This is a genomic window from Paraburkholderia azotifigens, from assembly GCF_007995085.1.
GTDB lineage: Bacteria > Pseudomonadota > Gammaproteobacteria > Burkholderiales > Burkholderiaceae > Paraburkholderia > Paraburkholderia azotifigens.
The window spans coordinates 3,190,505-3,212,598 of sequence record NZ_VOQS01000003.1 but is presented as its reverse complement, the minus strand read 5'-3'; the positions used below and the strand labels follow the sequence as shown (position 1 = coordinate 3,212,598).

The window sequence follows — 22,094 nt, the reverse complement described above, 5'->3', positions numbered from 1 at the left end:
CACCTCGATCCGCACGATGAAAACCGCGGGCGCGCAGAGCAATCTGCGCGTCCGCATCATTGATTCCGCAACCAGGAGCGCGCGCCGTGCGGTGTAGAATCGGCTCGCCGAAAGGCTCGCCAAAAGGCTCGCCCAAGGGCGCGGCAAAAGGCTCGCCCGACGCCTTGCCAGAAGGCTTGTCTGAAGGCGCGCAGGCCACGCACAACCCTCACCGGACGGCACACATCGCGACCATGTCCATGCCCAAGATCCGTTCGCTCAGAAATCAACTCGTGCTCGCCCTGTGTGTGCTGGTGAGCGTCGTCGGCGTGGTGCAGGGCGTCAGCTCGTGGCAACTGGCCAAGGCGGGCATGAGCGCACTGCTCGATCTGCGTCTCGAACAGGCGGCGTCGAGGCTCTACAAGAGCGGCCTTGCCGAGTCGCTGCCCGCGATTCCCGCGCGCGGCTCGCAGCCGGAGCGCGATATCTACGTCACGGTCTGGAAGGAGGGCATCGAGACGCCGTACCGCTCGACGGATCCGTCGCTCGCATTGCCGCGCGATGCCGAGCCGGGCTTCACGACGGCGATGGTGGCGGGCGAAAGCTGGCGCATCTACACGCTGCGCGAGACGTCGACGACGATCCAGGTCGCACAGCGCTCGCGTGTGCGCCATGAACTCGCGCAGGAGCGTTCGCTGAATACGCTATGGCCGATGATCGTGCTGGTGCCGCTCGTGTGGATTGCCGTGCTGCTCGTCGTGCGGCGCGCGTTGCGCCGCCTGACGCGCCTCGGCGCGCAGGTGAAGTCGATCGACATGACGCATTTCGAGCGGCTGTCCACCTCAGGCGTGCCGACGGAGATCCGCCCGTTCATCACATCGATCAACACGATGATCGAGCGTCTCGAACAGTCGATCGAGAGCGAACGCAAGTTCATTTCGGATGCCGCGCACGAATTGCGCACGCCGCTCACCGCGCTGCAGTTGCAGGCGGACAATCTGCAGCCGCATATCGCGCCGGGCAATCAGGAGCGTTTTCGCGAACTGCAGAGCGGCATCCGGCGCAGCGGCCGGATGATCGCGCAGTTGCTGAAGCTGGCGCGCGCCGATGCGGCGCTGAAGGCGGACACATTGACGCGCGTCGACGTCTCCGCCGTGGTCGTCGATGCCGTCGCGGAAGTGTTGCCTATCGCGATGCAGCGCGGCATCGACATCGGCGCCGACGAAATGACAAGCGCCCATGTGCGCGCGAACGAAGCCGATATCGGCATTGCGCTGCGCAACCTCGTGAGCAACGCGATCCGCTATACGCCCGACGGCGGCAAGGTCGATCTGAGCGTGCAACTGCGCGACGGCATGGCGTGGATCGAAGTCGTCGATACGGGGCCGGGCATCGACGAGGCGCAACTGCCGCGCGTGTTCGACCGCTTTTTCCGCGCGAATACGCAGATCGAAGGGAGCGGGCTGGGTCTGTCGATCGTGCAGGCGATCGTGAACAAGTACGGCGGCGCGGCGAATCTGCGCAATCGCACGGATGGACAGTCGGGCATCGTCGCCTCGATCGGTTTCCCGGCCGTACCCTAAACAACGGGAGCGGCCCAAAACGCTCATTCTTCGCTAAGTCTGCGCCCGTAGCATGAGAACCGTTGGAGCAGGCCCCTCTGGTTCTGGCACGGCAATGGGTGCAGGCCAGAATCTTTCCGCCGGCTGCGCAAGCGGCCGGCTTTTTTTCGTCTTCTTGCCGCGCGTCGTGAGCTTCGCCCACTCGGTTATCATGCGATCTGGCTGGTGCGCGAGGAAACGAGATCATGCGAGTGCTACTGGTTGAAGACGATCTGCAGATTGGCCAAAGTCTGATGCGCGCGCTGCAGGACGCGGACTACAGCGTCGACTGGGTGCGCGACGGCAACGCAGGCAGCGCGGCCATCGCGGCCGCCGAATACACCGTCGTGCTGCTCGATCTCGGCTTGCCCGGCATGGGCGGCATCGAATTGCTGAAGACGGCGCGCGGCGCGGGCAATACGGTGCCCGTGCTGATCCTCACGGCACGCGACGATCTCGACGCGCGCGTGCAAGGCCTCGACGTCGGCGCCGACGACTACGTGCTCAAACCCTTCGACGTACCCGAACTGATGGCGCGCATGCGCGCCGTGCTGCGCCGCAAGGCGGGCTATGCGTCGTCGCGCCTCGGCGACGATGCCCTGAACCTCGATCTCGACAAGCGCACGCTGTGTTGCAACGGCGTGTCCTCGGTGCTGTCGGCGCGCGAATTCGCGCTGATGCTCGCGTTTCTCGAACGGCCGGGCACGATCCTGTCGCGAGACCAGCTCGAAGACAAGCTGTACGGCTGGGGCAAGGAAGTCGAGAGCAACGCCGTCGATGTGCTGATTCATTCCGTGCGCAAGAAATTCGGGCAATCGGTGATCCGCAATGTGCGCGGTCTCGGCTGGACGGTGATGCTCGGCGACACGCCCAAGACCTGACGGCGTGCTCCATCGTCGCGCTCATTGTCTGCTCACTCTTCATCGACACAATCTTCTCGTCCGCACAGCAATCACGCTGTCTGCGTCAGCGACAGCGAGCCGATCTGCGAGGACGTCCGCGCGCTGGCGGCGCGTCTCGATCGCGCGCGGGTGGCGGTGCAGCTCGCGCAGTGGCATGCGATGCCGCACGCGCTGCCGTGCGTCGCGCCGTTTCTGCCCGAAGCGAATCAGGCGCTGCGGCAGGCGGCGATGTTCGTGCGGCGCTGCTACGCGACACGCAAGCGCAATACGGCGGCTATCGCCACTGCATGACGCCGCGCTGTCGAAGCACACAAAAAAGCGGACGGCGCGAGCCGTCTGCATGAAAAGCCGCTACCGGTACCGGACGGCCTCCCGAAAGGTGTCATGCGCGCGCGGGTTCGGCGCTTGCATGAACGCTGTCGTCGATAGGGAAATGCAGCAGCGCGGCGCACAGTCCGGCGAGCGCCGTCGCGGCCCAGATCGGCGTGTACGAGCCCGTCGCGTCGAACACATAGCCGCCGAGCCATGCGCCGAGAAACGAGCCGAGCTGATGGCTGAGAAACACCACGCCGAACAGCGTGCCCAGGTGCCGGGTGCCGAAAACCCTGGCGATCAGGCCGCTCGTGAGCGGCACGGTGCCGAGCCACGTCAGGCCCATCACGGCCGCGAACAGCACGACGGATACCGTCGACTTCGGCAGCAGGAAGAAGGCGGCAATCGTCGCGCCGCGGATCAGATACAGCCAGCCGAGCACATGCTGCTGACGATAGCGCCCGCCCAGCCAGCCGCACGCCCAACTGCCCGCCATGTTGAAGAGGCCGATCAGCGCAAGCGCGGTGGCGCCGAGTCCCATCGGCATGTGGCATAGCGACAGATAGCCGGGCAGATGCGTGGCAATGAACGCGAGCTGGAAGCCGCAGGTGAAAAAGCCGAGCGTCAGCAGCCGGTAGCCGCGATGCTGCGTTGCGTATGCCAGCGTTTCGCGCAGCGACGCGGCAGCGGGCGATGCGGCTCCGGATGCGGCCGCCCCCGGTGCGCTCGCGTCCCGGCGGCGATCGAGCAGAATGCCGAAGGGCGCGGCCGCGAGCATCAGAAATGCGAGCGCGAAGAGCGACGTCGAGACGCCCGACGTTTCGCGCACCAGTTGCGCGAACGGCACCATCAGCACTTGTCCGAGCGAGCCGCCCGCGCTCGCGATGCCCATCGCCATGCTGCGCTGGGCGGGCGTCGCGACGCGTCCCACGGCCGTCAGCACGACACCGAAGGTCGTGCAGCTTACGCCGATGCCGACCAGCAGCCCGAGCCCGGCAATCAGCGCGATGGCCGACGGCGCGCTCGCCGCGAGCGCGAGGCCTGCCGCGAACGTGGCCGCGCCGAACGCGACGACGGGCGCGGCGCCGTAGCGGTCGGCGGCCGCGCCCGCGAACGGCTGCGCGAAGCCCCACACCAGATTGTGCAGCGCGATGGCAAAGGCGATCAGCGTGACGGGCAGGCCACGGTCGTAGGAAAACGGCCCGATAAACAGGCCGAAGGTTTGGCGGATGCCCATTGCCGCGCTCAGGATCAGCGCGGCGGCGACGATCACATAGAGCGTCGGGTTCTTCAGGGGTGCTGCGTAAGCGGATCGGGTCGTCGACATGTTTCGTTTCCTCCTTGCCGCATCGTCGCAATAGCGAGGCGGCGGGACAAACGAAAAGATTTCGGCGACGGGTGAAGAAAATTCACTCGTGAGTGGGAGTGGCTTCGTGCTGAGCGGCGTCCTGAAACGCGAGCGCTTCGTGCAATAGCCAGCGTCTGAACGCCTGCAACTCGGGCCGCTCGTCCGTACCGTCCGCACTTTCCGCGCTGACCAGCCAGTACGACGTTTTTGCATCGACGCACAGCGTGCTCGCTTCGACGAGTGCGCCCGCATCGAGCTCGCGGTCCACCAGCGGCCGTCTGCCGATCGCGACGCCCATGCCCGTCGTCGCCGCTTCGAGGGCGAGCTGGATCGTGTCGAAGCGCAAGCCGCCCGTCGCGTCGATCTCGACGATGCCTGCGCCGTCGAGCCACGCCTGCCAGTCGTCGCTCGCGGTATCGACGTGAATAAGCGTCGCGCGGCGCAGGTCGACGCTGCCGTGCGCGTCGCGCAAGGTCTCGCGATACGCGGGACTGCACACGGGCACGAGCTGCTCGCCGAACAGCCGGTTCCAGTCGCTGCCGGGCACGGGGCCACGGCTCAGGCGGATGCCGAAATCGAAACCGTCGATGGGAAAGCCGACCTGGCGGCGCGAGGTATCGACGGACACATCGATGCTCGGCCACTGCGTGCGAAAGTCGTGCAGGCGCGGCACGAGCCAGCGCACGGCGAGCGTCGGCGCGCAGCTCACGGCGATCTTGCGATGCGTGCGGCCGTCGGGCAGCCGTTGCGTGCCGAGCAGGATCAGCGAGAACGCTTCGGCGATGTACGGGAAATACAGTTCGCCTGCGGGCGTCAGCGACAGCTTGCGCGGCTCGCGGGTGAACAGCGCAACGCCCAGCGTCTCTTCGAGCGCGACGATGCCGTGACTGACCGCGCTCGGCGTGACATTGAGTTCCGCGGCGGCGAGCTTGAAGCTGCCAAGCCGCGCGGCCGCCTCGAAGAAACGCAGCGAGTTCAGCGGAGGCAAACGAAGCGGCATGGCGCGACCTTAGGGCGTCGATGGGTGAGGGGAGCCCTGTGCCCGGGCAACGACAGTCTTGCGGACAGCGTCATGGACAGCATGAGCAGCCGCGATGCCGCATGCCATATCCGCCTTCGCTGTCGGATACACCACCCGAGGCGCCACCCGATGCGCCGCCCAGCAACGCAGGCGCGCCCGTTCGCACGCGCTCCGCGGTCGTGCCGCAGCGGGGGCAGGCCATGGGCTCGTCGCGTTGGGCGATGCGCCGCACTGCTTCAAAAGCGCCGCAGTCGGCGCACTCGTAGTCGTACACAGGCATAACTTGGTCCGTTGTCTTCGCACGACGCGATCTTATCTCAGCGCTTGCGCCGGCTGCTGCGCGTGCGTTCATGAAACCCGACCGGCTTCGTGCGTACCCAGTTCACGAAAGCTTTGACTTGTTCATTGTCGAGGAGGCGATCGACCGATGCATACGCCGTCGCCAGCTCGCGCTCCGAAAAGAGCGCATGCAGCTGCCGATGACAGATCCGGTGCAGCGCGACCGTTTCACGGCCGCCTTCCGCTTTCGGGATCAGATGATGCTCGTCGCGCTGGCCGGGCGGAATCATACGGCCGCACAACGGACAGACTTCGTCCAGCGGCGGCCGGTACCACGATTGCACTTCGCGCTTTGCCATCGATGCTCCTGCGATCCCGTCATCCTATCAATTTTCGCTAGCGGTTCGGGTGCCGTTCGCCACGTTAGCCAATCGGCCTGTCGTGCGCGCATCAACCGTTCCCGATGCACTTTGGCCTATTACGTTTGCCTCCCGTTCGCGTCACGCCGCGATGCTATGCTGGCCGCTTCCCGACGACGAAAGGCATTGGCATGACGACGGTCGATCCGCATGCGCAAGCGCGCTCCGATGGCGCCCCGGAAGCACAGCGCGAATACAGGCCGCCCGTCAACGGGGACGAGCTGCTGTTGAAGTGGATACGCCGCGCGCGCGAGTCGCAGAAGAGCCATTACGACATGGCCGATCTGCTGGCCGCGCGCAACCGGTGGTTCGGCATCGGCGTGACGGCGCTGTCCGCCGTGGTGGGCACGACGGTGTTCCTGTCGCTGGTGGTGTCGGCGGATTCGCCGTGGGGGCGGCTCCTCGTCGGACTGGTGAGCATCGCGGCGGCCGTATCGGCGGCCTTGCAGACGTTTCTTCGCTATGCGGAGCGCGCCGAAGCGCATCGTGCGGCAGGGGCGCGCTATGGCGCCGTGCGGCGCCGGCTGGAAGCGATCTATGCGGGCGACCCGGGTGCGCGCGATGGGCGCTACGATGGACGCTACGATGGACGCTACATCAGCGAAGTCCGCGAGATACTCGACCGTCTCGCCGAAGATTCGCCGAGCGTTCCGCCGCGCGTATTCCGGCGCACGCAGGACACGTTGCGCGTCGCGGCGCTGCAAGGCCGCGACGGCGACGGCTGGGAATGAAGGCCGTCGATGTCGCGAGCTTGCGCGATGATGCTGAGCCCTGCTCAGGCCCTGAGCTGTGTGCCGGATGCGCGGCCGCGTGCAGCCGCGGCGTGCGGCATCGGCGACGGCAGCCCGGAAGGTTCGGCCGCGTTGGCGAACATCCGGCATACTTCGTCTGCACTGCCGCATGCATGCAGGCGTTCGCGGAAATGCTGATCGCAAAACCGCTGGGCGACGTCGGCGAGCAGATTCAGATGCATCGTGTTCGCGCCTTCGGGCACGAAGAGCGCGATGACGTCGCTCACGGGCTTCGCGTCCGGCGCGTCGAAATCGAGCGGCGCGCGCGGGCGCACGTAGAGAACGACCGCGCTGTAGAGGCCTGCAATCTGGCTATGCGGCACGGCGACACCTTGTCCCAGTCCCGTCGAGCCGAGCGCTTCGCGCGTGTTCAGGCCTTCCATCACCTGGCCGGCAGGCACGCCGTAGCGGCGTTCGCAAAACGCGCCGAGTTGCGCGAAGAGCGCGTCGCGGTCCGCAACGTCCGCATCGAGCAGCACGTTGTCGGCGCTCAGCAGATGATCGAGCGTCTCCACCTCGTCCTCGCCGGCCTTGACGGCCGTTTTCGTGGGACGCAGCGCGCTCGCGGCCTGCGCCCACGACGTGGCGCGCAGCAGATCGCGCCAGCCGTCCGTCGGCGTATCGGGAATCTCGAACAGATGACCGAACTGCGCGGCAGGCGCGATCCGCGTCACCTGCTGGATCGCGCCGTTCACGGCGTCTTTCGGCAGATACAGCGACAGCTGAACGCGTTCGGTATGCGGCAGCGTCGCGATGCGGATGGTCCACGGCTGGCCCGCGCAATCGCGGGTGAGCGCGCGGCGCAATGGGGTGACGTGTTGCGCGTCGAGCGTCACGCGCATCATCACGCTGCGGCTCGGCGTATGACGTTGCGAGGCCGGTTCGCGATGCGGATGGATGCCGAAAATGGCGCGCAGAATCGCTCGGGTCTTCGTCATGCCCTTTCTCCAGACTGACATTAGGGCTAGCGTAGCGCGATTCGCATTAAAACCGAATAAAAAAGCGCTCCCGCCGAATGTGGGCTGTCGCACGCAAAGGCACACGGGAAAGGTGTTAAAGAACGCATGCTGCGGCGCCGCGTTTGCGCGCTGACGTACTTCGACACGCTTCACACGGAGGCTTCGTTCATGCTGACGCTCTACTCGTATCCGGATCTGTTCGGTGTCGCCGACAACAACGCGTTCGGTCTGAAGGTCTACGCGTTCATGCGGCTGTGCGGGCTCGATTTCGAGCATCGGCATATTCTCGACACGTCGCACGCACCGCGCGGCCAGTTGCCGTATCTGTCGGACGATGGCGAAACGGTCGGCGACAGCGACGCGATCATCGCGTATCTGAAGGACAGGTACGATCTGCGGATCGACAGCGCGCTGTCGCAAGGCCAGCTGAATCTCGACTTTCTGGTGCGCCGCACACTCGACGATCTCTACTGGCCGATGAGCTATTCGCGCTGGCGCGACGAGCGTTACTGGCCCGCGTTTCGCGATGCCGTGCTGCGCGAGCACACAGATGTCACGGCAAGCGCTCTCGAAGGCGCGCGCGAGTACAACGGGCAGCGTTATCACTACCAGGGCATCGGCCGCTACGAGCCGGACCAGGTGTACGCGCGCGGGATTGGCGATCTGCGCGTCGTCGCCGATCTGCTCGGCGACAGCGGCTTCGTGTTCGGCACGCAGCCGGCGACCATCCATGCCGCGATTTACGGTTTTGTCGCGAACATTTACTTCTACGAGATCGACACGCCGCTGAAAGCGTTCGTGTTGTCGCGGCCCGAGCTGGTCCGTCATTGCCTCGCGGTGCACGGGCGGATCGCGAAGACGGCTTGAGACGGCAGCCTGAGAAAGGCGGCGCAAGGAACTCCGGCGCGGCATTGACTGTCATCGGATAGGATCGCCTTTCGCACGCACGGCGATCGAAACCAGACGGCTGACGCAATCGCGGGCGGAATCCGCCGCGGCATCACCAGCGGACTCGACAACGAATCAAGCAAGGGAGAAAACAATGACAATGCACCGTCGCCGATTCATCGCGATGACCACGGCCACGCTCGCCACGGGCGGGCTGGCGCTTGCGGGCTGCACGACCACGGGGCCGTCGTCGGATGCGTCGCCCGAAGCGAACGCGGGCAAGCGCCAGTCGATCGACGCCGACGTCAACGCGACGCTCACGCGTCTGTTCAACGCGATCGGCGGCTCGCGCGAACTCGCCGACAAGGCGCGCGGCATTCTGGTGTTTCCTTCCGTGATCTCGGCGGGCTTCTGGTTCGGCGGACAGTACGGGCAGGGCGCGCTGCGCGTCGGCGGGCAAACGTCGGGCTACTACAGCATCGCGGCCGCGTCGTTCGGCTTGCAGATCGGCGCGCAGTCGAAGGCGATCATCATGCTGTTCATGACGGACGAAGCGCTCAGCAGCTTCACGCGCAGCCAGGGTTGGTCGGCGGGCGTCGATGCAACGGTGGCGCTCGTGAAGGTCGGCGCGAACGGCAATGTGGATACGTCCACGGCGATGAGTCCCGTCGAAGCGTTCGTGCTGACGAACGGCGGGCTGATGGCGGGCGTGTCGCTGGAAGGCTCGAAGATTTCCCGTCTGATCATCTGATTCCAACGCGTCGCCAGCGCCTACCCGCTTGCTCATTTGCCGCTAAGTCTTGCGTCGCATCATGCACTGCATGACATGACGCAACGACGGAGGCACTCGAAATGATCAAGCACATTCTGGTCGCAGTTGGCGCATACAGGGACGACGCCGTACTGAAAACGGCCATCGACAAGGCACGCCACATGGGCGCACGGCTGACTGCCGTGTATGTCGTCGACACGTTGCCCTGGTGGGCGCTGGCGGGCGTCGAGTATGGCTGTCTCGACACGCTGCAGATGGTCGAGGAACTCGAACGCACGGTCGAACGCCGCTGCAACGAAACGTTCGAACTCGACGCGCGGGACATCGATACATGCGCGCTGACGGTGCCGCTGAAAGGCGGCGTGGGCCGCACGATCGCACGGCTTGCCGACGAACTCGAAGCGGATCTGGTCGTGGTCGGCGCGGGGCGCAGCCCGAAATGGCGTTTCTGGGAAGAGCGGGTAAGCGACGTGATCGCGCGCTGCACGCGGCGCCCGGTGCTGATCGCGACGTCCGCGAATGTACGTGAAGATGCTCCCGCAAGCGGCGAAACGCATCGCCATGCGCAAGGCCGCGCGAGCGCGTCGGTTCACGCCCCAATGCTTTAAACCTTAAGCGCCGCCGATCAGCTTCAGCCCCGCCGGCAACGACTCGCCGAATACGCGGCCGCTGTCGGCCTCGTCGAGCGCGACGGTCTCGCGGACCATCTGGATCCACGCGGGCGCCGCGCCGAGCGTTTCAAGCCGCCGTATGACGGTTTCGCGCGCGTCGTCGGGCAGGTCGCGCGAACGGTCGCCCGTCAGGCGCGACAGCTGCACAGCGGCGAACGCGGCAGGCTCGACCTTCTTCCAGTCGAGCGCGAGCACGGCGTCGAGCCACTCCACGGCGACTTCGGGCGGCACGACGCCATGCGCGCTGCCATAGAACGGCAGACGTGCGCCGATCCGCCCGATCGCCCACCACGTCTGATGATTTTCCGAAGGCTTGCGCAGCCGCTCCAGCAACTGTTGAGCGAGCGCGATCTTGCGTTCCACCGCTATGCGCTCGAGCGACGCCTGCACGCGGATCATGTCCGCATAGCCGACCTTCGCGGGATCGAACGGCAGCTTCTGCTTCCTGATGCTGGCCGCCTGCAGGAACTCCATCGCGTCGAGCAGCTGCAGCTGCGCATCCTCGTTCAGACCGCCCGCCGCGCGCCGCCACAGCGTCCACCATTCGGACCACACCTGGCTTTCGTGGATGTACTGGATGCCATCGTCGAAAATCGACCACAGCTGCCCGACGCGCCATTCGTCGAGCGGATAGCCGAAGCCCGGTCGCAGGCAATAGCCCGTGAGATTGAGCCACGAACGTTCGTGATCCGCCGAACGGCGCCGGCGTTTCGCACGCTCCCACAACGCGCCGAACAGCTCGCGCAGCAGCGCGACGTCCCAGCTTTCGCGCGGGCCGAGCGTGTGTTCGAGTTGCGCGCGCAGCCGCTTCACTTCGTTGGGTCCGACATTCGACGAACGCGCGCCGAACGAACGCTCGATCAGTTCGATCGCGTGATCGAGTTGCGGGTGCCGTGCGGGTTGTGCGTCGTCGTTCGAAGCCGATGCTTCGTCGCGGCGCAGTTCGAATTGCAGCAGCCAGCGTTGCGAAGGATCGTCGGTCGCGATGCAGGTCACTTCGAGCGTGCCGACTTCCGTGATCGATGTAGTGAGCCGGACGGGCCGCTCGTCGGCATCGGACGCGTGCCGCCGCTGCACGACGGTCGCGATGGGCGGCAGACGCACGAAGTCGCCTTGCGACAGATCGGTGAGTTCGCCGGGCGTAAAGCGCGTATCGGCGACCGTCGACATCAAATGAAAACGCACCGGCTGTCCGAGCCGCAGCGCGAACACGCGCTCGTCGAGATGCACTTCATGCGCTTCTTCCGTGCCGCGCGGCAGCAGGCAGATGCCCTGATCGCCGTCGAGCACGAGGAAATAACTGCGCGCCGAGCCGCCGCCGATACGCGGCGCGTTGCCCGCGCGCGCGAGTCCGTAAGCGACCGCGCCGCGCGCGACGGCGACATCGGGATGATCGTTGTGCAGCACATGCAGCGGCTTGCCGCGCCACGCGCCAAGCGTGTCGGCGAGCCGTTGCGTCAGCGCCTGCGCGCGGAACACGCCGCCGTTGAGGAGCAGCGTGTCGGGCACGGGCAGCGTTTCCGGCGTGCCGCCTTCTTCAGCGACACGCAACGCTTCGCGCGACTGCGCGGCAAGCCGCTTCAGGAACGCCGCGACGTGCCGCGTGACGGCGGCATCGCTCGCATACGGCAGGCCGAATTCGACGATTGCCGCGCGTGAGCGGCGCGGCAGGTCGTCGGCGCCGACCTGCGGAAAGAAGCCGTCGACGACGACCTGTTCGATTTCGCCGCGCGTCAGATGCGTGGTACGCGCGCCGCCGATCACACGCGAGCCCGAGCCGAGCAGCGTGATCGCGACGGACTCGGGCGCGTTCGCATCGAGCAACTGTTCCTTCGCGACGCGGCAGCGTTCGACGAGCTGCGCGAGGCTCGCCGCCGACAGCCGCGGCTGGCCGTCCTGCGATCCCGCGAGCCGCGTCTCGGCGAGACGAGCCAGCGCGAGATCCATGTTGTCGCCGCCGAGCATCAGATGATTGCCGACGCCGATGCGCGTCAGCTGCGGCTCGCCGTTCGCGTCGAGATGAACCTTGATCAGCGTGAGATCGGTCGTGCCGCCGCCGACGTCGCAGATCAGCACCAGCTTCGTCTCGGCCAGTTCCGCGCCGAGGCTCGCCCGATGATGGAACAGCCAGTCGTAGAACGCGGCCTGCGGCTCTTCGAGCAGCCGCAGTTCGGGCAGTTTCGCGAGCCGTGCGGCTTCGAGCGTCAATGCGCGCGCGCCTTCGTCGAACGAGGCGGGCACCGTGAGCACGACGTTCTGCTTCTCGAGCGGCGCATCGGGAAAGCGGGTGTTCCAGGCGGCGCGCACGTGCGCGAGATAGCTCGCGCTTGCGGCGACGGGCGAGACCCTGGCGACGTCTTCGGGCGCGCCCCATGGCAGGATCGGCGCGAGCCGGTCGACGGACGCGTGCGAGAGCCAGCTCTTTGCGCTCGTCACGAAGCGCCCCGGCACCTGCGCGCCGAGCGTGCGCGCAAGCTGGCCGATGACGGCCGTTGTTTCGGCGGGTTTCTGGACGGCGTGCGACCAGGGCAGCTGAAGGTCGCCCGGATTGAGCTCGCCGGCAGCCGGGTGATAGCGCACGGACGGCAGCAGCGGCCGCGCGCCGACTTCGCCGGGCGCGACCAGCTGCTCGACATCGAACACGCGGATGTCGTCCGAGCCGTTCTCGACATACGCGACGACCGTGTTGCTGGTGCCGAGATCGATGCCGACCGTGTAGCGGCTCAACGGCCGCTGCTGTTGGCCCTTCGGTTCGCTTTTCGCCTTGCCCTTCATCGAAGCCTTGCGGGTCAGCCCTGCGCGCCGCCGCGCACGTCGAACTCGACTTTCCAGCGCTCGTCCGTGCCGCGCGGAATCGCTTCGAGTTCGAGCGTGCCTGCTTCCGTCACGCGCGCGTGCAGCTTGACGGGCACGACTTCGCCGACGGTGCGGCCTTCGGCGGGCAGTGTCGCCTGGATTTCTTCGAGTTCCTGCAGTTCATCGGGCGACCAGTAGTCGAGCATCGTGCCGACCTGATCGAGCCGCCGCACGGAGGAGCCGAAGAAGCGGAAGTGCACCGGCTCGCCGACGACGAGGCCGAATTCCTGTTCGGGCAGCGGCGCGTCGGTGCCTTCTTCCATGCCGAACGGCGCCACGCACAGCGCGGAAACGGGCGGCTCCATGCCGGGCACGGCGGGCATCGCCGATTCGATCGCGACGTAGTACGCGCGTGCCGTGCCGCCGCGAATGCGCACGCCGCGCCCGCGCTTCACGTAGCCGTAGTACGCGGCGCCGCGCGCCACGGCGAGATCGAGATCCGCGCCTTCGAGCAGGCGCGCGGGCGCGCCGCCGTCGGCCGCGAGCCAGCCGTTGAGCGTCGACATGATGCGCTCGACGAGCAGCGGCGACTTGAACACGCCGCCGTTGAACAGCACGGCTGTCGGATGCAGGAAGGTCGTGTTCGCTTCGAGCGGCGGGTGGGAGCCCTGCATGCCCTGCAATTCGGCGAGCGCGGCAACCTGGCGGCCCAGGAACGCGGCCAGATGGCGCGTGATGCCCGCGTCCTGCGCGTACGGCAGACCGAGTTGCGTGAGGCCGGCGCGCGTGCGCACAACCGGGCGCGCGGCTGCATCGACTTGCGGGAAGAAGCCTTCGAGGATGGTCTGCGTGAGTTCGTCGCGCGTCAGTTCGGTGCGGATCGAGCCGCCGATCAGCTTCGAGCCTCGGCTCGGCACGACGAGCGGCACGGTATCCGTCGACGGATCGGACAGCAGCGTTTCCTTCGCGGAACGGCACGCGTAGGTGAGGGCGCGCAGCTGCCACGGATCGGCCTGCGTGCCTTGCGACGCGAGCTTGCGCGCGATGACGTGCGCGAGCGCGAGGTCCATGTTGTCGCCGCCGAGCAGAATGTGCTCGCCGACCGCGACGCGATGCAGTTCGAGATTGCCTTCGCGCTCGATCACGGCGATCAGCGAGAGGTCGGTCGTGCCGCCGCCGACATCGACGACGAGAATGATGTCGCCGATCTTGACCTGCTTGCGCCAGCCGCCCGTGCTTTTCTGGATCCAGCTGTAGAGCGCGGCCTGCGGCTCTTCGAGCAGCGTCATCTGGCCGTAGCCGGCGGCGTTCGCGGCTTCCGCCGTGAGTTCGCGCGCGGCGGGATCGAACGACGCGGGAATCGTCACCGTGATTTCCTGCTGGTCGAACGGCGCATCGGGATGCGCGTGGTTCCACGCTTCGCGCAGGTGCGTCAGATAGCGGACCGAGCTTTCGAGCGGCGACACGCGTGCGACTTCGGGCGGCGCGTCGCTCGGCAGAATCGCCGCGCGACGGTCGACGCCGGGGTGGCACAGCCAGCTTTTCGCGCTCGATACGAGCCGGATCGGCGTGCCCGCGCCACGCGTGCGCGCCATCTCGCCGACTGCGAAGGTACGCTCGCCCGTCCATGGGAGCGCGAGATCGCCGGCCGTCAGCTCGCTTTCGTGCGGCAGATAGAGAAACGACGGCAGCAGATCGAGGTCTTCGAGTGCGCCGGGCGCCGTCAGCTGCGTGACGGGCATGACCTGCTGCTCGGTCTTCTCGCCGTCGCTGGCGGCGAGATCGACATAGGACAGCGCGCAGTGCGTCGTGCCCAGATCGATGCCGATCGAATAGCGTGCGTCGCTCATAGTTCCACCTCCGCAGGCGCGAGCACGGTGGCGTCGTGGCTCGGCGTGAGCTTCGGCAGACGCACTTCGGCGACGCGCCAGCCGCGATGGCTGATGCTGCCCGTGAAAGGCGCCTTGCCGACCACGTTGCCCGTCAGACGGATGGCCGTCGCGTCGAAGCCTTCGTTGATCGTCACGCGGCTGCCTTCGGCTTCGTCGCGCACCGGCTTGATCGTGAAATGCTCGCGCAGCGTTGCACGGCAGCCGTCATGGACGAGGCGCGCAGCCGCGCCGATGTCGGCGTCCGAATACCTGGCGATGTCTTCCTCGACGAAATCGATAAAGCGCGCATCGCGCTGCAGGAGGCCGAGCAGCTGCAGCGCGGCTTCGGGCGTCGCTTCCTTGATGACGACGGGCGCGGGCGCGGGAGCGGGAGCGGGAGCGGGCTTCGCAACGGGCGCGGCGGCAGGTGCAGGTGCGGGTGCGGGCGCCGGTGCTGGAGAAGGCGCTGCGCCGCTGCGCAGGCGCAGCACGCTCGCGGCGAAGTCGCGATCGCCGAGAATGCTGAAAAACGTGCCGAAAGCAAGCGACAGCCTGCCCAGCAACGAAACGTTCGGTTCGGTCATGAAAGATCGCTCCTGATTCTCTGGATACTGCCGCGCCCCGCGGGTATCGCGTGGGCGCGTGGGATTCTGCCGTTCGGGACGGGGGCATGGCGCTGCGTGTCGGGCTGCCGCCCTCCGTCAAAACCCGTATTTTGCCTTGTTGTGAGCCATCGCCGGTCAGAGTCTGATTCCTGCGCAAGATTGGCGGCCGGATTTTACGTCCTCGGGTAAGAATCAGCGGCACGACGCTGTCATTTTTTTCGGCGAGGATAATGGTTCGCCCGCGTGCAGGCGATGCGCGCCGGGTTTGCCACGCTGACACCTTCAACCGATTATCCGGAGGAAAGCCATGAGCATTTTCAGCACCATCCTCAGCAAGATCTTCCCGTCCAGCCATCCTGCCGTGCAGGCGGCGTCGGCGCCCGAAGCGGCGCCTGCCGCCGATGCAGCGCCCACGGACGCGCCTGCCGACGCGGCGCCCGCTGCCGCGCCGGCGGAACCCGTCGATGTCGAAGCGATTCTCACGGGGCTCGCCGACAACAATCCGGAGAAGTTGAACTGGCGCACGTCGATCGTCGATCTGATGAAGCTGCTGGGGCTCGACAGCAGCCTCGCCGCGCGCAAGCAGCTCGCGGAGGAACTGCAATACAGCGGCGATACCAACGATTCCGCTTCGATGAACATCTGGCTGCACAAGCAGGTGATGACGAAGCTGGCCGAGAACGGCGGCAAGGTGCCGGACGATCTGAAGAACTGACGCGTTCGCTCATTCGTTGTGGCGGCGCACGCAGGGCCGCGGGTATGCGGCTTGCGCCGGCGCGAGGATCATGAAGCTCGCCACGTTCAACATCAACGGCATCCGCTCGCGGCTGCCGGCCCTGCTCACCTGGCTCGAGCGGGAAGCGCCCGATGTCGTGTGTCTTCAGGAGCTGAAGGCGCCCGACCCGGGCTTCCCGGAAGCCGACATCAACCGCGCCGGCTATGGTGCGATCTGGCATGGACAGGCGTCGTGGAACGGCGTCGCGATTCTCGCGAAAGACGCGCAGCCGGTCGAAACCCGGCGCGGCCTGCCCGGCGATCCCGACGATACGCATAGCCGTTACATCGAGGCGGCCGTCGACGGCGTGCTGGTCGGCTGCCTGTATCTGCCAAACGGCAATCCGCAGCCCGGTCCGAAATTCGACTACAAGCTCGCGTGGTTCGAGCGGCTGATCGTCTATGCGAAAAGGCTGCTCGACAGCGGGCATCCCGTTGTGCTGGCGGGCGACTACAACGTCGTGCCGACCGATTTCGATATCTACAATCCGCGCTCGTGGCTCAAGGATGCGTTGCTGCAACCGGAAAGCCGCGCGTGCTATGCGCGTCTGCTCGACCAGGGCTGGACGGATGCGCTGCGCAAGCGCTTTCCCGACGAGCAGGTCTTCACGTTCTGGGATTACTTCCGCCAGCATTGGGAGCGCAATTCGGGTTTGCGCATCGATCATCTGCTGTTGAACAAGCCCGTGGCTGCCATGATGCGGGATGCGGGTGTCGACCGATGGGTAAGAGGCGAGCCGCATGCGAGCGACCATGCGCCAGCGTGGGTGGTGCTCGATCTCGAAGGAAAGGCGGATAGCGTGAAGAAAACTGCAGTGAAGAAAACTGCAGTGAAGAAAACTGCAGTGAAGAAAACTGCAGTGAAGAAAACTGCGTTGGGGAGCACGGCGGCTGCAAAAAAGAGCGCGGCCCGATCGGCGCGAACCACGGCTTCAAAGAAGACCGGAAAATAGCTTCACGTCCCGTCCAACGCCGCAGCAGCGATCATTCGTGAAAGACCGGCAACAGTTCTGCGGCCAGTTCTTCCATCACTTCGCGCACGGGTCGTTCGGAATTCAGATTCAGTGTGACATGGTGTGTGCCCGTCTCGCGCATCTCATCGAGCAATGCGACCAACGCATGCCGTCCCGCGCGATAACCGAGCGACAGCGGCGTTGCCGGTTCGTGTGGATCGTCGCTCAGATCGAGCCGCATGGCGACGCCGAACGCGCGAAACACGGGTGTCGGCAGCCGATCGACGGCTGCGCGCCACATGCTGTGCCGCGAGCGTTGCGTTTCCGGTTCCCGGTGATACGTCATCCAGCCGATCGAATGCCGTGCGATCCAGTCGACGCTTTGTCCCCCCGATCCGACTGCGAGCATCGGCACGGGCAACGGCGGCCGCGGCAGCAGCATGAATTCGGGTGCATCTTCGGGCCGGCGATCCGGTATGACCTGAGGCGTGCCGCCCAGCGCCGCCGCGACCGTTTCCCAATGCGCGCGATACAGTTCGCGGCGTTCTTCGGCGTCGCGGCCGAACGCGGCGTATTCCGGTGGCCTGTCGCCCGAACCGAGGCCCAGCATGAAGCGGCCATTCGACAGCGTCTGCACCGAGCCTGCACCCTTCGCGACATGCAACGGATGTCGCAGCGTCAGCACGATCGCACCGCTCGCGAGTGCGATCTGATTCGTATGCGACGCAAGCGCGCCGAGCAGCACCCACGGATCGAGGTGGCCGACGGGATCGGGATAGTCGGCACTGTTCAGCGGCACGTCGCGCACCCAGAGCGCGCGGAAGCCGAGCGTGTCGGCAAGCGTGGCGAGCACGACCTGCTCGCGGAAGTCCGCGACGATCGTGCCCGTGCGCAGCAGCGGCAGCGTCAGTCCGATCGACAGGATGCCGTCGGCGAACACCCGGTGATCGATGGTGGAGTCAGCGATGGTCATCGACGGTGTGCCGCATTCGCGTCGTCACACGATGGTTGGCGGCAGGTGAGCGGAAACCGATCCTAGCATCGCCCCGCGAATCACACCGGCCAGTGGACACAACAACCCTGAGGACCGCATGGACAAAGGCTTTCACGCTTTAGTGGCGGGTTTTCCATTGTTCGAAATTTGGGAACTGTGATTTCAGTCTATGAGCATAGAAATTCGATAGGTCTCGTCTACACTCACTCTCAATCGACGCCGCGCCAAAACATCCGGATGCGACGCCTCCCTGATTCGACATTCTCTGGAGTTTCATCATGAAGACCCGTCTTATCGCAGCCTTGCTGGTCGCCGTGTCCGCCGCTGTTGCCGCTCCCGCTTTCGCTTCGGGCTACGGTCCGGCGCCGTTCTATCATCCGTCCGTCGGCGCACCCGCATCGCAACGCGGCGTGAGCGCGCAGACAGTTGCCGCCGAGCACAACGCGGCAGCCGCTTCCAACGATGCCGTCGGTGGCGTGATCGGCGCTTCGTCGGAGTCGGGCGGCCGTCAGCCCGCGCAAGATGCCCGCGACGTCAACGTGTTCAAGGGCCATTGATTGCTGTGCGCGACGGGCCCATGACCCGCCGCGCGGATAATGCTGGCAGGAGTTGAACACATGAGAGCATTCTTCGAAGGACTGGTGTTGCTGGCGGCCGTGGTCGTGTACTTTCTGCCCGCCATCGTCGCCGACGCGCGCGAACGCGAGGATGCGTTTGCGCTGACGATTTTCAACGTGCTGTTCGGCTGGACCGTAATCGGCTGGGTTGCGGCGTTCGTGTGGGCGCGTCATCGCGTGAGCGACAAGCGGCTTGCGAATCTCGCGACGAACACGCGTCGATCGCTGGGCCGCGTGACAGTTGCGAAGATCGTCGCGCGTTCGCGCCGGGTGCGCGCGGCGCGGCGTCAGTCGACACTATCCGCGTAATAGCAACTTGTATCGATGAAACCGCCGGTCTGTGTCAGACCGGCGGTTTTGCTTTTGGCGTGGTAAACGAGTGAATGCGTGAATTGATACGGATAACGAATCAATATTGTGCGCGATTCGAACGTTCACCACAGCGCCGTCGTCCAACCACTCAAGCGCACATCGTGCAGCGCTTCGCGCAGGTTCTGCACGAACGCGTCGGCGCGCTGATAGCGGCTCTGCACGCGCGGATCATAGTTGCGCGTCAACACGAGCACATCGACGATGCCGCGCGTCGAAACGCTGGTATCGAGATCGGATATGTCGGTGACCTTGGCCCACGTGCAGCGCGTGATTTCGTTGCTGGCGATGGGTGTTTGCTGTTCGTCGACGTGAGCGGCGAAGACGTGATGGCAGGTCCGCGTGCCCGCGAACTCGAACAGATACTGCATGCCCATCGCCTGAAGGCGGGTTTCTTCCATCAGTTCGCGCACGGCGGCGGCTTCGAATGTCTCGCCGGCGTCGGGTTTGCCACCTGGCAGCGACCAGCGCGAGTTTGCCTTGCCGACCAGCAGAATGCGTGTGCCCATCCGGCACACGACAGTCGCACGTTGCTTCACGGTGTCTCTTCCATGTAGGGACGCGAAGGCAGGGTAAGCACGCCGCATGCCGCACGATCCGGTGGCGCTCTCAGTCGCCATGCTTCCATATTTCCGCCGATGTTGAGTACGCGGCGTGACATCTTGATGACAACGCGCACGGAAATTGACCCAACGCTGTCATCTGCATCGGAGAACCTTGAACGCGATCACGCGCCGCCACGTGTCATGTGATGCATCTCATGCGTCGTGAATGCGAGCACGGCGGCGTGCCTGCAACGGCCGGTCGGGGCGACCGGCGAGCGTCGAGGTGAATCGATGAATCCACTGTCCACGCAGCACAATTTCCAGAGCCTGTCGTTGAAGGATCTGCTCGAAGCACGCGATCTGTATCACTGGCATCTGACCAGCAAGGCGAATGTCGTCGGTACGGCCGTCGGCCTGTACCTCATTCGCAGCGATGAACCCTGGCGGGATCAGCAGCGCCACGCAAACGGTCACGCGCGGGCGCCCGCGGAAGACAAGGGCATCCGCACGTTCGGCAACTCCGAAGTGCGTCCGTACTCGTGGCCCGCTGTGATCGTGCTGGTGCGCGACTGGGTCGACGCGACCGAGTTCGGTCACGGCAAGGTCGATCCCGATCACATGGTGCCGCGCACGCTCTATATGCCCGATGGGCGTGCCGTTCCCGTCTGCGTCGTGGCCGTCGAGCCGACCGGGCCCGCCACTCGCGCGCCCGCCGATGCGCGCTGGCCTTCTACCTATATCGGCGGCGGCTGTCCGTTGATTGCGGATACGCAGGGCATCGAGCGGACGGCGAGCGTCGGCTGTCTCGTGACGGATGGCCACACGACGTACGCGCTCACGAACCGGCACGTCTGCGGCGAACCCGGTTCGCCCGTAAAGGCTTTGTTGCGCGGCGCAGTCGAGGAAGTGGGCATTGCCTCGGACCGTCAGTTGACGCGCGAACCGTTCACGTCCGTGTTCCCCGAGTTCGCGGGCGGCCGCAGCTTTCTGACGCTCGATGTCGGGCTCGTCGAAGTGCATGACGCGAACGACTGGTCGAGCCAGCCGTTCGGCATCGAAGGCACGGTCGAGCCTGTCGCCGACATCAACGAACTGAGCCTCGGCCTGCAGTTGATCGACCAGCACGTCACGGCGTTCGGCAGCGCATCGGGTGCGCTCGACGGCACGATCAAGGCACTCTTCTACCGGCACAAGTCGCTGGCGGGCTATGACTATATTTCGCAGTTTCTGATTGCGCCCGCGAACGGCGGCGCGCAGACGCAGCCCGGCGATTCGGGAACGCTGTGGTACCTCGTGGCGCCCGCGAACGCGCACACCGATGGCGAAGAGAATCACGCGACCTCGGCGCGCAACGGTAAAGAGAACGGACAGCAGGCGAGCACGCGGCGTCTCTATCCGCTCGCGCTCGAATGGGGCGGCCAGGCACTCGCGAGCGACGACGGCCAACGTCTGAACTATGCGCTCGCGACGGGCCTGAGCACAGCCTGCCAGTTGCTCGATGTGGATCTCGTGCGGGCGCAGAACGTCGGCGCCAATCCGTACTGGGGACAAACGGGGCACTACAGCATTGCGACGGCCGCGATCGAGTCCGTCAAGCAAGGGCCGCTACGCGATTTCCTCGCTGCGAATGTCGAGCGCATCAGCTTCCGTCCAGACGAACTGACGCCGGAGCAGATTCGCGAGAAGCTCGCGCGCGGCGATTTCGTCGAACTCGCCGACGTGCCCGATCTCGTGTGGAAAAAGACACCGGGCCGCGTGCCGGGCGGTCGCGACTATGCGCAGAATGCCGGACCTGAGCATCCGAATCACTACGCGGATATCGATCAGCCGGATGGCGACGGCAAGACGCTGCGCGACGTGACACTCGGCAATATCGCCAACATGAGCGTCGCTGTGTGGTCGAAGTGGTACGCGGACGAGGGCGGCACGGATGCGCGCTCCGAGGGGCTGCTGCCGTTCCGTGTGTGGCAGATCTTCGACGAGATGGTCAGGCAGCTGAAAAAGCGCAACGACACGAAGTTCCTGTGCGCGGCGGGCGTGCTCGCGCACTATGTCGGCGATGCGTGCCAGCCCTTGCACGGCTCGTATCACGCGGACGGCTACAAGGATACACCCGACGCGACGCCGAAGAAGTGGCCAGGCAAGGGCGTGCACTCGACCTACGAAGACAAGATGGTCGACCGTCACTCGAACGATCTCTTGCCGCAGATCGGACCGCAGGCGAAGGCGTTCGACGGCGAGATTCCGAAGATCGGCGATGGCCGCGACGCCGCATTCGCGACAGTATCGTTGATGGCCTACGCAGCGAAGATCCTGCCGCCGTCCACGCTGATCGACGAGTACATCCGCCTGGGCGGCGGCAGTTCGGCGCGCGTCGTCGATGGTCTGTGGGATGCGTTCGGCGAAGACACGGCGAAGCTGATGGGCGCGGGCGCGCGCTACCTCGCGGCGATGTGGGAAGCCGCGTATGCCGTCGCCGATACGTCGTTGCCGGCGGGAGAGCGGGAAATCAGCGAATACGCGCTCGCGAAGGTGTATCAGGACAAGGCGTTTCTGCCTTCGCTGACGCTCGACAAGATCGGGCCGGTGATCGGCTGACAAAACGGCTTTTGACCTGGCTGTCGAACA

Annotated in this window: 22 protein-coding genes; 12 read left to right on the top strand and 10 right to left on the bottom strand. The window is 65.7% G+C overall.

Going from position 1 to position 22,094, the window contains the following annotated elements; all coding sequences use genetic code 11:
- The first annotated feature begins 233 nt into the window (after positions 1–233).
- The 3 genes from FRZ40_RS31650 to FRZ40_RS31640 all read left to right on the top strand — a co-directional run bounded on the left by FRZ40_RS31650 (position 234) and on the right by FRZ40_RS31640 (position 2,773).
- Entirely contained in the window at positions 234–1,562 is a 1,329-nt protein-coding gene (locus tag FRZ40_RS31650; RefSeq protein WP_028364827.1) for a sensor histidine kinase, read from the top strand.
- A gap of 224 nt (positions 1,563–1,786) precedes the next feature.
- Entirely contained in the window at positions 1,787–2,461 is a 675-nt protein-coding gene (locus FRZ40_RS31645) for a response regulator transcription factor (RefSeq protein WP_028364826.1), read from the top strand.
- 24 nt (positions 2,462–2,485) lie between these two features.
- Complete coding sequence (locus FRZ40_RS31640) at positions 2,486–2,773, top strand: alpha/beta hydrolase family protein (RefSeq protein ID WP_240057339.1); 288 nt, start codon at positions 2,486–2,488, stop codon at positions 2,771–2,773.
- A 91-nt stretch (positions 2,774–2,864) separates the two neighbouring features.
- Here the strand turns inward: FRZ40_RS31640 and FRZ40_RS31635 are convergent, their stop codons facing one another.
- The 4 genes from FRZ40_RS31635 to FRZ40_RS31620 all read right to left on the bottom strand — a co-directional run bounded on the left by FRZ40_RS31635 (position 2,865) and on the right by FRZ40_RS31620 (position 5,801).
- Entirely contained in the window at positions 2,865–4,121 is a 1,257-nt protein-coding gene (locus tag FRZ40_RS31635) for an MFS transporter (RefSeq protein ID WP_147236718.1), read from the bottom strand.
- Between the two features lie 82 nt (positions 4,122–4,203).
- Entirely contained in the window at positions 4,204–5,142 is a 939-nt protein-coding gene (locus FRZ40_RS31630; RefSeq protein ID WP_147236717.1) for a LysR substrate-binding domain-containing protein, read from the bottom strand.
- A gap of 70 nt (positions 5,143–5,212) precedes the next feature.
- The gene (locus FRZ40_RS31625; RefSeq protein WP_147236716.1) at positions 5,213–5,443 is read right to left on the bottom strand and encodes a zinc ribbon domain-containing protein; all 231 of its coding nucleotides are present in this window, start codon (positions 5,441–5,443) and stop codon (positions 5,213–5,215) included.
- Positions 5,444–5,480: 37 nt separating this feature from the next.
- Positions 5,481–5,801 carry an HNH endonuclease family protein gene (locus FRZ40_RS31620; RefSeq protein WP_147236715.1) on the bottom strand — a complete coding sequence of 107 codons (321 nt, stop codon included), beginning with the start codon at positions 5,799–5,801 and terminating at the stop codon, positions 5,481–5,483.
- 191 nt (positions 5,802–5,992) lie between these two features.
- On the opposite strand from FRZ40_RS31620, the gene FRZ40_RS31615 reads away from it, so the two are divergent.
- On the top strand, positions 5,993–6,592 hold the full coding sequence (locus FRZ40_RS31615; protein ID WP_147236714.1) for an SLATT domain-containing protein: 600 nt from the start codon (positions 5,993–5,995) through the stop codon (positions 6,590–6,592).
- 44 nt (positions 6,593–6,636) lie between these two features.
- Here the strand turns inward: FRZ40_RS31615 and FRZ40_RS31610 are convergent, their stop codons facing one another.
- Positions 6,637–7,590 carry a PTS sugar transporter subunit IIA gene (locus tag FRZ40_RS31610; RefSeq protein WP_147236713.1) on the bottom strand — a complete coding sequence of 318 codons (954 nt, stop codon included), beginning with the start codon at positions 7,588–7,590 and terminating at the stop codon, positions 6,637–6,639.
- Between the two features lie 189 nt (positions 7,591–7,779).
- Between FRZ40_RS31610 and FRZ40_RS31605 the strand changes: the two genes are divergently transcribed.
- The 3 genes from FRZ40_RS31605 to FRZ40_RS31595 all read left to right on the top strand — a co-directional run bounded on the left by FRZ40_RS31605 (position 7,780) and on the right by FRZ40_RS31595 (position 9,879).
- Entirely contained in the window at positions 7,780–8,478 is a 699-nt protein-coding gene (locus FRZ40_RS31605; RefSeq protein WP_147236712.1) for a glutathione S-transferase C-terminal domain-containing protein, read from the top strand.
- A 181-nt stretch (positions 8,479–8,659) separates the two neighbouring features.
- A complete protein-coding gene (locus FRZ40_RS31600; RefSeq protein ID WP_028364818.1) occupies positions 8,660–9,250 on the top strand; it encodes a BPSL1445 family SYLF domain-containing lipoprotein in 591 nt (196 codons plus the stop codon).
- Between the two features lie 101 nt (positions 9,251–9,351).
- Complete coding sequence (locus FRZ40_RS31595) at positions 9,352–9,879, top strand: universal stress protein (RefSeq protein ID WP_147236711.1); 528 nt, start codon at positions 9,352–9,354, stop codon at positions 9,877–9,879.
- A gap of 3 nt (positions 9,880–9,882) precedes the next feature.
- Here the strand turns inward: FRZ40_RS31595 and FRZ40_RS31590 are convergent, their stop codons facing one another.
- From FRZ40_RS31590 to FRZ40_RS31580, 3 genes are all read right to left on the bottom strand, one after another.
- Entirely contained in the window at positions 9,883–12,669 is a 2,787-nt protein-coding gene (locus tag FRZ40_RS31590; RefSeq protein ID WP_193567044.1) for an Hsp70 family protein, read from the bottom strand.
- 62 nt (positions 12,670–12,731) lie between these two features.
- Complete coding sequence (locus tag FRZ40_RS31585; protein WP_147236709.1) at positions 12,732–14,588, bottom strand: Hsp70 family protein; 1,857 nt, start codon at positions 14,586–14,588, stop codon at positions 12,732–12,734.
- Positions 14,585–15,193, bottom strand: coding sequence for a DUF2760 domain-containing protein (locus FRZ40_RS31580; protein WP_147236708.1), 609 nt, complete (start codon positions 15,191–15,193; stop codon positions 14,585–14,587). The genes FRZ40_RS31585 and FRZ40_RS31580 overlap by 4 nt, the downstream gene beginning before the upstream one ends.
- Before the next feature lie 328 nt (positions 15,194–15,521).
- Here FRZ40_RS31580 and FRZ40_RS31575 point away from each other — a divergent pair, with 328 nt between their 5' ends.
- Positions 15,522–15,929, top strand: a complete 408-nt coding sequence (locus FRZ40_RS31575; RefSeq protein ID WP_028364813.1) for a DUF3597 domain-containing protein — start codon at positions 15,522–15,524, stop codon at positions 15,927–15,929.
- 70 nt (positions 15,930–15,999) lie between these two features.
- Positions 16,000–16,941 (top strand): exodeoxyribonuclease III, encoded by a 942-nt coding sequence (gene xth, locus FRZ40_RS31570; protein ID WP_147236707.1) that lies wholly within the window; start codon positions 16,000–16,002, stop codon positions 16,939–16,941.
- A gap of 31 nt (positions 16,942–16,972) precedes the next feature.
- Here the strand turns inward: xth and FRZ40_RS31565 are convergent, their stop codons facing one another.
- The gene (locus FRZ40_RS31565; protein WP_147236706.1) at positions 16,973–17,914 is read right to left on the bottom strand and encodes a TIGR03571 family LLM class oxidoreductase; all 942 of its coding nucleotides are present in this window, start codon (positions 17,912–17,914) and stop codon (positions 16,973–16,975) included.
- A 299-nt stretch (positions 17,915–18,213) separates the two neighbouring features.
- Here FRZ40_RS31565 and FRZ40_RS31560 point away from each other — a divergent pair, with 299 nt between their 5' ends.
- Both FRZ40_RS31560 and FRZ40_RS31555 read left to right on the top strand, forming a co-directional pair.
- The gene (locus tag FRZ40_RS31560; RefSeq protein ID WP_028364810.1) at positions 18,214–18,492 is read left to right on the top strand and encodes a hypothetical protein; all 279 of its coding nucleotides are present in this window, start codon (positions 18,214–18,216) and stop codon (positions 18,490–18,492) included.
- A gap of 60 nt (positions 18,493–18,552) precedes the next feature.
- On the top strand, positions 18,553–18,861 hold the full coding sequence (locus FRZ40_RS31555; protein WP_028364809.1) for a superinfection immunity protein: 309 nt from the start codon (positions 18,553–18,555) through the stop codon (positions 18,859–18,861).
- Positions 18,862–18,986: 125 nt separating this feature from the next.
- Here the strand turns inward: FRZ40_RS31555 and FRZ40_RS31550 are convergent, their stop codons facing one another.
- Entirely contained in the window at positions 18,987–19,460 is a 474-nt protein-coding gene (locus FRZ40_RS31550; RefSeq protein WP_035541256.1) for an NUDIX hydrolase, read from the bottom strand.
- Between the two features lie 297 nt (positions 19,461–19,757).
- Between FRZ40_RS31550 and FRZ40_RS31545 the strand changes: the two genes are divergently transcribed.
- On the top strand, positions 19,758–22,064 hold the full coding sequence (locus FRZ40_RS31545; protein WP_147236705.1) for a phospholipase C/P1 nuclease family protein: 2,307 nt from the start codon (positions 19,758–19,760) through the stop codon (positions 22,062–22,064).
- The last annotated feature ends 30 nt before the right edge of the window (positions 22,065–22,094 follow it).